This is a genomic window from Enterobacter sp. 3U4, assembly GCF_057224565.1.
This window is the reverse complement of record NZ_CP136665.1, coordinates 3,173,286-3,184,297: the sequence shown is the minus strand read 5'-3', so window position 1 is coordinate 3,184,297 and position 11,012 is coordinate 3,173,286. Positions and strand designations below refer to the sequence as shown.

Sequence of the window (11,012 nt, the reverse complement as noted above, 5' to 3'; positions counted from 1 at the left end):
CTCAGTTATTGTCGAAGCGGAAAACGTCTTCGCAGGCCTGTTTCAGGGCGCTGTCAGTACTGATGTTGCAGTCGCGCGTCCAGCCCGTCATCCCGTTGCCGTCGTTCCACCGTGGCGTCATGGTTACCGTCAGCCCGTTAAGACTCTCCTGTCCTGTTAAGGTCACGGTCCCTTTCGCCACGCTCATTCCTGAAACGTAGCGTGTCGTGGTGGGGGAAGGGATACCGTTACTGCCAGCGTCGCAGCTCTCCACGCCACCGTGATCCAGTGCGCAAAGCTCAATGGCCGTACGGTAGGGAACAAAGGTTTGCAGCATATCGGTCAGCGCCGCCTTGCGCAGGTAGTTCTGATAGGCGGGAACGCCAATAGCGCTCAGAATTGCAATAATGCCAATGACCACCATCAGCTCAATGAGTGTGAATCCTTGTTGTCTGTCCATATCTGCTCCTTATGCAAAGTGGCGCTACTTTGTCAGCAGGAAAGAGCAGAAACGAGAGGCAAAAAACGGAACGGGAAGGAGGCTTCAGAGAATTTATTTAGTGTTGCAGGGAAGAACAGCGGATCTGCGAGCGGGGCTGAAATTCCCCTCTCCGGGTGGAGAGGGGAGAATGCGTTATTTGAAGCGCATCGAGAGGTCGAGGGCGCGAACGTGTTTGGTCAGCGCGCCGACGGAGATGTAATCCACGCCGGTTTCGGCGAATTCACGGATCGTTTCGAAAGTGACGTTCCCCGATACTTCAAGCTGGGCCCGGCCGTTAGTCAGTTTTACCGCCTCGCGCATCTGCTCTGTTTCGAAGTTATCAAGCATGATGATATCGGCCCCGGCCTTAATCGCCTGCTCCAGCTCTTCCAGACTTTCGACCTCTACCTCAACGGGCACATCCGGGTGCAGCCAGAAGGCCTTCTCTACCGCCTGACGCACGGAGCCAGAGGCAATAATATGGTTTTCTTTAATCAGGAAGGCGTCGGATAAGCCCAGACGATGGTTTGCGCCACCGCCGCACAGCACCGCATACTTCAGCGCCGTGCGCAGGCCCGGCAGCGTTTTGCGGGTATCCAGCAGCTGGGTGCGGGTGCCGGCCAGCAGGTCAACGTAGCGACGCACTTCACTGGCCACGCCTGAGAGCGTTTGTACAAAATTGAGCGCGGTACGTTCGCCGGTCAGCAAGACGCGGGAAGGACCGTCCAGTTCGAACAGCGGCTGGTTGGCCGTAACTGCATCGCCGTCTTCAACGTGCCAGGTCACCTGCACATCATCGCCCGCCAGTTGAGTAAAGACTTCTTCAACCCAACGCTTGCCGCAAAAGACGCCGTCTTCACGGGTGATAATGACCGCGTGCGAGCGTGTCTCTTTTGGCAACAATTGTGCGGTAATATCCTTATCAGCGTTAACGTCACCACCCAGATCTTCTTTCAAAGCATGGGAGACGCTTGCCGGAATATCCATATTAATACGTTCCAGAAGCGCTTCACGTCGGTGGTCGGGGTTGTAGCGGCGAGGCGGCATGATAAAACTCCAAATTGGTAACGAATCATAATATTGAAACATGCTACTCTGAACCGAGTCATTGCACCATACAGAAGGAGTTCCAGCATGTTGTTAGAAAACGGATGGCTGGTGGATGCGCGGCGTGTGCCCTCGCCGCACCACGATTGCCGCCCGGAGGATGAAAAGCCCACACTGCTGGTGGTTCATAATATTAGTCTCCCGCCGGGTGAATTTGGCGGCCCGTGGATCGATGCGTTATTCACGGGAACGATTGATCCCGATGCTCATCCCTTCTTTGCTGAAATTGCACATCTGCGCGTATCGGCTCACTGTCTGATTCGTCGCGATGGTGAAGTGGTTCAGTATGTTCCCTTTGATAAGCGCGCCTGGCATGCCGGCGTGTCGATGTATCACGGGCGCGAACGGTGCAACGATTTTTCTATCGGGATCGAACTGGAAGGCACGGATACGACGCCCTACACCGATGCACAGTATGAACAGCTAGCTGCAGTGACCCGCACGCTTATTGGACTCTACCCGGCTATCGCCGAAAATATTACGGGACACAGTGATATAGCCCCGGAGAGAAAAACCGACCCCGGCCCGGCCTTTGACTGGCCCCGGTTTCGCGCCATGCTCACCGCGTCGTCAGAATAAGGAGATACCATGACGTTGTTTACCATGCTGCTGGTTATCATCGCTGAACGCCTGTTCAAGCTCGGCGAGCACTGGCATCTGGATCACCGGCTGGAGGTTTTATTCCGCCGTATCAAACATTTTTCCATGCTGCGCACGCTGCTGATGATGGCAGGAGTGATGGTCATTACGTTCCTGCTTCTGCGCTCGCTGTACGGACTCTTTTTCAACGTGCCGCTGCTGGTGGTGTGGATCCTGCTTGGGGTGCTGTGCATTGGTGCGGGCAAGGTGCGTTTACACTATCACGCCTACCTTAAAGCCGCCTCCCGTGACGATGCGCATGCGCGCGGTGCCATGGCGAGCGAGCTGACGATGATCCACGGCGTGCCGCCGGACTGCGACGAGCGCGAATTCCTGCGCGAGCTGCAAAACGCGCTGCTGTGGATTAACTTCCGTTACTATCTTGCGCCGCTGTTCTGGTTCGTGGTGGGCGGCCCTTGGGGGCCGGTACTGCTGATGGGATATGCGTTCCTGCGCGCCTGGCAGACCTGGCTTGCCCGCTATCTGACGCCGCATGAACGTTTGCTGTCCGGCATCGATGCCATCCTGCACGTGCTCGACTGGCTCCCGGTGCGTCTGGTAGGCGTGGTGTACGCGTTAATTGGTCACGGTGAAAAGGCGCTGCCAGCATGGTTCGCTTCTCTTGCCGATCGTCATACGTCACAGTACCAGGTGCTAACGCGTCTGGCGCAGTTCTCGCTGGCGCGTGAGCCGCATACCGACAAGATTGAAACGCCGAAAGCCGCTGTCTCCATGGCGAAAAAAACGTCGTTTGTGGTGGTGGTTATCGTGGCGCTGCTGACTATCTACGGCACGCTGGTGTAAGCCAGCGCGCCGCAAAGGCTAAAGCGTATCCGCAGGCGGGATGCCGAAATCAGGCATCCCGTTTTCATTCCAGCGGACAAGCTTCAGGCGGGTATGACGATTCGGATCGTACAGCGGGTCGCCCTCAATTTCGGTGTAATTCCGCGCGTGATACACCAGCACATCTTCTCCTGCCGGCGTTTGCGTAAAGCTGTTGTGCCCCGGGCCGAACTGGCGGTTTTCGTAGCTGGTAACGAATACGGGGCGCGGGGATTTGTGCCAGTTTGCAGGTTTTTTCGGATCGGCATTCAGGTCTATCCACAGCAGCCCCATGCAGTAGTTCTCGTCGGTGGCGCTGGCGGAATAGCTGATAAACAGCTTATCACCGTGAACCAACACCGCCGGGCCTTCGTTAACCCAAAATCCGCGACACTCCCAGTCATACTCCGGTTTGCTGAGCATCACCGGCTCGCCTTTTAGCGTCCACGGGTTCGCCATTTCGCACAGATAAAGGTTGGAGTTCCCGGTGATATCCGGCGCCTTTTGCGCCCACAGATACCAGCGTTTCCCCTGATGCACAAAGGTGGTAGCGTCCAGGGCGAAGGTATCGAACGGGGTTTGGATTTGCCCTTTTTCCACCCACGCGCCGGTAAGCGGATCGCTGTCGGTACATTCAATGGCAAACATGCGGTGCTGGAACATCCCGAGCGCGTCGAGCGCCTGGGTGTGCGTCGCGGCAAAGTAGATGTACCACTTTCCGTCAATGTGGTGCAGTTCCGGTGCCCAAATCAGCTGGCTCATCGGGCCGGTCTCTGGTTTACGCCAGACCACCACTTCTTCGGCATGACGTAATCCTTCCAGCGACGCTGCGCGGCGGATCGCCAGCCTGTCGTACTGCGGCACGGAGGCGATAAAATAGTACTGCCCCTCGTGGCGTAAAATATACGGATCGGCGCGTTGTTCAATAAACGGGTTTGGCCAGGTTTGCATTCGGCTTTCCTTATTTAGTCTCAGCGGCGTTGAGTTCCCGATAATCGTTTAGCTCGCGGTAGTTGGTGCGACGCTTCTCCAGATCGGCCTGGATCTGCTTCATGGTTTCGCGATCCACCTTCAGCAGACGCACCACGCCAGCGGTAATCAAGTACCCAACGCCGGGAATGACGGTAAAGAGCAGCACGATCCCGTTAATGGCGTCCGCGCTCTGCGCTTTTGCTCCCGCGTCGTAGCCGTACCAGGAGAGCAGGAAGCCGACCATCGCCCCGGCAATCGCCAGCCCCAGCTTCAGGAAGAAGATGTTGCCGGAGAAGCTGATCCCGGTGATGCGCTTACCGGTCTTCCACTCGCCGTAGTCGTCCACGTCGGCCATCAGCGACCAGTGCAGCGGAGACGGGATCTGGTGCAGGATATTCAGAAGGACGTAGAGCACCACGATGGTGACGGTGGCTTTCGGATCGAAGAAATAAAAGGCGCAGGAGAAAATCGCCAGCACGATATTGGTCCAGAAGAAGACCTTCAGTTTACACCAGCGGTCGGTCAGCACTTTTGCCAGCACGCTGCCGAACATCATGCCGACAACGCCCAGGCTAATAAACAGCGTGGCGAAGTGGGTGCTCTGGCCCATTACCCAGGTAACGTAATACATGGTTGCCGCCATGCGGATAAAGCCCGGGCAGACGTTGCACAGCGTCAGGAGCAGAATGCGCACCCACTGGTCGTTCTTCCACACGTCTTTGAGATCGTTTTTCAGCTCGTCGTTGGTCTGCACCGCCGGACGCACGCGTTCGCGCACGGTGGCGAAACAGAACAGGAACATACAGGTCCCAATCAGCGCCAGCACGGTCATCGCCATCTGATAGCCTTTGGCTTTGTTATCCCCGCCAAACCAGTCGGCCATCGGCAGCAGCGTTAATGAGAGCAGCAGCGTGGCGATACCGACCAGCACGAAGCGATACGACTGGCAGGCCACTCGCTCTTTTGGATCGTTGGTGATCACCCCGCCGAGCGAGCAGTAGGGAATGTTGATGGCCGTATAGGTCAAAGAGAGCAGGAAGTAGGTGACAAACGCATAGATAACTTTGCTGTTATAGCTCCACTCTGGCGTGGTGAACATCAGGATGCTGAACAGCGCATAGGGGAAAGCGATCCACAGCAGCCATGGACGAAACCGGCCATATTTGCTGCGGGTACGGTCGGCAATCGCGCCCATGATCGGGTCCGTTACGGCGTCAATCACGCGAACGGACAGCAGCAGCACGCCGACCAGCGCAGGGGCGAGGCCAAAAATATCCGTATAAAAATAGTTAACAAACAGCATGATGGCGCCAAAGATAATGTTGCATCCGGCGTCGCCCATCCCATAGCCGATCTTTTCTTTTACTGACAGTTTGTTGTTATCCATCGACAGCTCTCCGGTTTACGGTATGGAGAGAATTATTCGCTGGCAAAGGAATATATGCGTTGCAGTATCAGGGCGGTGATATGGATAAATGCGCTGTGGGCGTGAAAGTGTGAGGAAGATAACAACGCGCGGCACCCGCAAAAGCAGGCGCCGCGGAGAGAGGCTTAGTGTGCTTTCATAGCATTACGGCTTTTCTGACTGAAGAGATAGCCCACGCCAAGAATCGCAATCCAGACCGGGATCAGGTAGACGGAAATCGCCATACCCGGCGTGATCAGCATGATCACCAGCACGGCGGCCATGAACAGCAGGCAGATCCAGTTACCCAGCGGATAGAGCAGGGCAGGGAAGCGCGTGGTGACGCCCTGCTGCTGTTTCGCGCGGCGGAACTTGATGTGCGCCAGGCTGATCATCGCCCAGTTGATGACCAGGGCAGAGACCACCAGCGCCATCAGCAGGCCAAACGCCGATTCCGGTGCCATGTAGTTAATGAGTACGCACAGCGCGGTCACGACCGCCGAAACCAGAATTGTGTTTACCGGCACGCCGCGTTTATCGACGTTGAGCAGCGCTTTTGGCGCGTTACCCTGCTGGGCGAGGCCGAACAGCATGCGGCTGTTGCAGTATACGCAGCTGTTGTAAACGGAGAGCGCTGCGGTCAACACCACGATGTTCAGGGCGTTGGCGACAAAAGTGTCGCCCAGCTCGTGGAAGATCAGCACAAACGGACTGGTGTCGGCGGTGACGCGCGTCCACGGCAGCAGAGAGAGCAGCACGGCCAGCGAGCCCACGTAGAAGATCAGAATACGGTAGATAACCTGGTTAGTGGCTTTTGGAATGCTCTGCTCCGGGTTGTCGGCTTCTGCGGCGGTGATGCCCACCAGCTCCAGACCGCCGAAGGAGAACATGATAATGGCCATCATCATCACCAGACCTGTCATGCCGTGAGGCAGGAAGCCACCCTGTTCCCAGAGGTTGCGCACGGTCGCCTGCGGGCCGCCGTTACCGCTAAACAGCAGCCAGCCGCCAAAGATAATCATCGCCACAACGGCAATGACCTTGATGATAGCGAACCAGAACTCCATCTCCCCGAACACTTTAACGTTGGTCAGGTTAATGGCGTTGATAATGACGAAGAAGGCTGCAGCAGAAGCCCAGGTTGGGATCTCGGGATACCAGAACTGAATGTATTTCCCGACGGCGGTCAGCTCGGCCATGGCAACCAGAACGTACAGCACCCAGTAGTTCCAGCCCGAGGCGAAACCAGCAAAGCTGCCCCAGTATTTATAGGCGAAGTGGCTGAAGGAGCCTGCGACCGGCTCTTCTACGACCATTTCACCGAGCTGGCGCATGATCAGAAAAGCAATGAAACCCGCAATCGCGTAACCCAAAATAATACCTGGACCGGCAGACTGGATAACGGATGCGCTGCCCAGAAACAGGCCGGTACCAATCGCACCGCCCAGTGCGATGAGTTGAATATGGCGGTTTTTAAGCCCGCGCTTTAGCTGATCGCCGTGCTGTTGAGCTTCCATTTGAAACCTCGTGTGTGGTTGTTATGTTCACGCTGAGCGTGTGTAATTATGAAAATCCATATTCTGTATTTATTTCTTTACGGTTAACGAGACCGAAAAAAGCGGAGATGACTTCCGTAAGCGCCAGAATAGTGGTAAGTGCCTGCGAATGCACCTGCTTTATGAAGGGGTGATGACGACTTGAATAAAAAGAAAGCATTTGTAAATTGGCCCGCTCGTTGTTCCTTTCCCAACCTATAGAATAGAAATGCACCATAAGTGGGCGAATTTTCATTATTTGCTTTGTTGAATCGCTTCAGATTGCAAAAACCCTCGTTTCATTATGGTTAAAACTCCCTCTTTGGGAGTAATCAGCTCATTTGTGCAAAGTTACATTTCTGAAACGTTATTTCTGTAAGGTTGTTAAAATGTGCAGGGTTTACTGATTTCAATCAAAACCAATATGGACAGAAGGTGAATACTTTGTTACTTTAGCGATACGAAATAGAAATTGGTAAGACCAATTGACTCCGGGCAAAAAGGCGTAAGACAGGGAATATGGCCTACAGCAAAATTCGCCAACCAAAACTATCTGATGTGATTGAGCAGCAGCTGGAGTTTTTAATCCTCGAAGGGACTCTGCGCCCGGGTGAGAAACTTCCACCAGAACGCGAGCTGGCAAAACAGTTCGACGTTTCACGTCCCTCTCTGCGTGAGGCGATTCAACGTCTCGAAGCAAAGGGCTTGCTGCTTCGTCGCCAGGGCGGCGGAACCTTTGTACAAAACAGCCTGTGGCAGAGCTTCAGCGATCCGCTGGTAGAACTTCTCTCTGACCACCCAGAATCCCAGTTTGACCTGCTTGAGACCCGTCACGCGCTGGAAGGTATTGCGGCCTATTACGCCGCCCTTCGCAGCACTGATGAAGATCGCGTGCGTATCCGCGAACTACATCAGGCCATTGAACGGGCACAGCACTCCGGCGATTTAGACGCCGAGTCCAGCGCCGTCGTCCAGTATCAAATCGCCGTCACCGAAGCGGCCCACAACGTGGTGCTCCTCCATCTGCTACGCTGCATGGAGCCGATGCTGGCCCAGAACGTTCGTCAAAATTTTGAATTGTTGTATGCCCGTCGGGAGATGCTCCCACTGGTAAGCAACCATCGCACCCGAATATTCGAGGCGATAATGGCCGGGGAACCGGAGCAGGCGCGCGAAGCGTCGCACCGTCATCTGGCTTTCATTGAGGAAATCTTGCTGGACCGCAGCCGTGAACAATCGCGTCGCGAACGTTCATTACGCCGCATACAGCAACGAAAGGATTAAGCGCCAGGTACTTTTAGAGCGCGGCAACTAAACGCAGAACCTGTCTTATTGTGTTCTTGCCCAAGAGCACAATGGGACAGGTTCCAGACAAATCAACGTATTAGATAGATAAGGAATACCCCCATGTCAGAACGTCTCCAAAATGACGTGGATCCGATCGAAACTCGCGACTGGCTACAGGCGATCGAATCGGTCATCCGTGAAGAAGGTGTTGAGCGCGCTCAGTATCTGATTGATCAGCTGCTTTCTGAAGCCCGCAAAGGCGGTGTGAAGGTTGCTTCAGGTGCAGGGGCTAGCAACTACGTAAACACGATTGCCGTCGAAGACGAACCGGAATACCCGGGCAATCTGGATCTGGAACGTCGTATCCGTTCTGCAATCCGCTGGAACGCCATCATGACCGTTCTGCGCGCATCCAAGAAAGACCTGGAACTGGGTGGTCACATGGCGTCCTTCCAGTCTTCTGCGACCGTTTACGAAGTGTGCTTCAACCACTTCTTCCGTGCAGCGAACGAGAAAGACGGCGGCGATCTGGTGTACTTCCAGGGCCACATCTCTCCGGGCATCTATGCACGTGCCTTCCTGGAAGGTCGTCTGACTGAAGAGCAGATGAACAACTTCCGTCAGGAAGTTCACGGTAAAGGTCTGTCTTCTTACCCGCACCCTAAACTGATGCCTGAATTCTGGCAGTTCCCGACCGTATCTATGGGTCTGGGCCCAATCGGCGCGATCTACCAGGCTAAATTCCTGAAGTATCTGGAACACCGTGGTCTGAAAGACACCTCTGAGCAGACCGTTTACGCCTTCCTGGGCGACGGCGAAATGGATGAGCCAGAATCGAAAGGCGCGATCACCATCGCGACCCGTGAGAAGCTGGACAACCTGTGCTTCATCATCAACTGTAACCTGCAGCGTCTGGATGGTCCGGTAACCGGTAACGGCAAGATCATCAACGAACTGGAAGGCATCTTCGCAGGTGCTGGCTGGAACGTGATCAAAGTCATGTGGGGCGGTCGTTGGGATGAGCTGCTGCGTAAAGACACCAGCGGTAAGCTGATCCAGCTGATGAACGAAACCGTTGACGGTGACTACCAGACCTTCAAATCCAAAGACGGTGCCTACGTGCGTGAGCACTTCTTCGGCAAATATCCAGAAACCGCAGCCCTAGTTGCAGACTGGACTGATGAGCAGATCTGGGCCCTGAACCGCGGTGGTCACGATCCGAAGAAAGTCTACGCTGCACTGAAAAAAGCGCGCGAAACCAAAGGTAAAGCGACTGTAATCCTGGCCCACACCATCAAAGGTTACGGCATGGGTGATACCGCAGAAGGTAAAAACATCGCTCACCAGGTTAAGAAAATGAACATGGACGGCGTGCGTTATATCCGCGACCGTTTCAACGTTCCAGTGACCGATGAGCAGGTAGAAAACCTGTCTTACATCACCTTCCCTGAAGGTTCTGAAGAGCACAAGTACCTGCACGAACGTCGTCAGGCGCTGAAAGGCTACCTGCCAGCTCGTCAGCCTAACTTCACCGAGAAGCTGGAACTGCCAGCGCTGGAAGACTTCTCTCAGCTGCTGGAAGAGCAGAACAAAGAGATCTCTACCACTATCGCTTTCGTTCGTGCCCTGAACGTAATGCTGAAGAACAAGTCGATCAAAGATCGTCTGGTTCCGATCATCGCCGACGAAGCGCGTACTTTCGGTATGGAAGGTCTGTTCCGTCAGATCGGTATCTACAGCCCGAACGGCCAGCAGTACACCCCGCAGGACCGTGAGCAGGTTGCATACTACAAAGAAGACGAGAAAGGTCAGATCCTGCAGGAAGGTATCAACGAGCTGGGCGCAGGCGCATCCTGGCTGGCTGCTGCGACCTCTTACAGCACCAATAACCTGCCGATGATCCCGTTCTACATTTACTACTCCATGTTCGGGTTCCAGCGTATCGGTGACCTGTGCTGGCAGGCAGGCGACCAGCAGGCTCGCGGCTTCCTGGTAGGCGGTACGTCCGGTCGTACGACCCTGAACGGTGAAGGTCTGCAGCACGAAGATGGCCACAGCCATATTCAGTCTCTGACTATCCCTAACTGTATCTCTTACGACCCGTCTTACGCGTACGAAGTGGCAGTCATCATGCATGACGGTCTGCAGCGCATGTACGGTGAAGCGCAGGAGAACATTTACTACTACATCACCACCCTGAACGAAAACTACCACATGCCGGCAATGCCAGCAGGTGCCGAGGAAGGTATCCGTAAAGGTATCTACAAACTCGAAACCATCGAAGGTAGCAAAGGTAAAGTTCAGCTGCTGGGCTCCGGCTCTATCCTGCGTCACGTTCGTGAAGCAGCGCAGATCCTGGCGAAAGACTACGGCGTGGGCTCCGATGTGTACTCTGTGACTTCCTTCACTGAGCTGGCGCGTGATGGCCAGGATTGTGAGCGCTGGAACATGCTGCACCCACTGGAAACTCCACGCGTTCCGTACATCGCTCAGGTGATGAACGATGCGCCAGCGGTGGCGTCTACTGACTATATGAAACTGTTCGCTGAGCAGGTTCGTACTTACGTTCCAGCTGATGATTATCGCGTACTGGGTACTGACGGCTTCGGTCGTTCTGACAGCCGCGAAAACCTGCGTCACCACTTCGAAGTTGATGCTTCTTACGTGGTTGTAGCAGCACTGGGCGAACTGGCTAAACGTGGCGAAATCGATAAGAAAGTGGTTGCAGACGCAATTACCAAATTCAACATCGATGCAGAAAAAGTTAACCCGCGTCTGGCGTAAG

Annotated in this window: 9 protein-coding genes; 4 read left to right on the top strand and 5 right to left on the bottom strand. The window is 54.9% G+C overall.

The window, feature by feature from the left end; all coding sequences use genetic code 11:
• Position 1: 1 nt before the first annotated feature.
• Complete coding sequence (ppdD, locus tag RVY89_RS15280; protein ID WP_484825782.1) at positions 2-439, bottom strand: prepilin peptidase-dependent pilin; 438 nt, start codon at positions 437-439, stop codon at positions 2-4.
• Positions 440-613: 174 nt separating this feature from the next.
• Complete coding sequence (nadC, locus tag RVY89_RS15275; RefSeq protein WP_032660661.1) at positions 614-1,507, bottom strand: carboxylating nicotinate-nucleotide diphosphorylase; 894 nt, start codon at positions 1,505-1,507, stop codon at positions 614-616.
• An 87-nt stretch (positions 1,508-1,594) separates the two neighbouring features.
• Between nadC and ampD the strand changes: the two genes are divergently transcribed.
• Both ampD and ampE read left to right on the top strand, forming a co-directional pair.
• Positions 1,595-2,146 (top strand): 1,6-anhydro-N-acetylmuramyl-L-alanine amidase AmpD, encoded by a 552-nt coding sequence (ampD, locus tag RVY89_RS15270; RefSeq protein WP_484825781.1) that lies wholly within the window; start codon positions 1,595-1,597, stop codon positions 2,144-2,146.
• Positions 2,147-2,155: 9 nt separating this feature from the next.
• Positions 2,156-3,010: a beta-lactamase regulator AmpE gene (gene ampE, locus RVY89_RS15265; RefSeq protein ID WP_047651515.1), complete on the top strand. Its 855-nt coding sequence runs from the start codon at positions 2,156-2,158 to the stop codon at positions 3,008-3,010.
• A gap of 18 nt (positions 3,011-3,028) precedes the next feature.
• On the opposite strand, the gene RVY89_RS15260 is transcribed toward ampE, so the two are convergent.
• From RVY89_RS15260 to aroP, 3 genes are all read right to left on the bottom strand, one after another.
• The gene (locus tag RVY89_RS15260) at positions 3,029-3,979 is read right to left on the bottom strand and encodes a glycoside hydrolase family 43 protein (protein WP_484825780.1); all 951 of its coding nucleotides are present in this window, start codon (positions 3,977-3,979) and stop codon (positions 3,029-3,031) included.
• A gap of 10 nt (positions 3,980-3,989) precedes the next feature.
• Positions 3,990-5,387, bottom strand: a complete 1,398-nt coding sequence (locus RVY89_RS15255; RefSeq protein ID WP_484825779.1) for a glycoside-pentoside-hexuronide (GPH):cation symporter — start codon at positions 5,385-5,387, stop codon at positions 3,990-3,992.
• A 164-nt stretch (positions 5,388-5,551) separates the two neighbouring features.
• Positions 5,552-6,922, bottom strand: a complete 1,371-nt coding sequence (aroP, locus tag RVY89_RS15250) for an aromatic amino acid transporter AroP (protein WP_371899265.1) — start codon at positions 6,920-6,922, stop codon at positions 5,552-5,554.
• Between the two features lie 537 nt (positions 6,923-7,459).
• Here aroP and pdhR point away from each other — a divergent pair.
• Both pdhR and aceE read left to right on the top strand, forming a co-directional pair.
• Positions 7,460-8,224: a pyruvate dehydrogenase complex transcriptional repressor PdhR gene (gene pdhR / locus RVY89_RS15245; protein ID WP_484825778.1), complete on the top strand. Its 765-nt coding sequence runs from the start codon at positions 7,460-7,462 to the stop codon at positions 8,222-8,224.
• Positions 8,225-8,347: 123 nt separating this feature from the next.
• Entirely contained in the window at positions 8,348-11,011 is a 2,664-nt protein-coding gene (gene aceE, locus RVY89_RS15240; protein ID WP_023310418.1) for a pyruvate dehydrogenase (acetyl-transferring), homodimeric type, read from the top strand.
• Position 11,012: the final 1 nt, after the last annotated feature.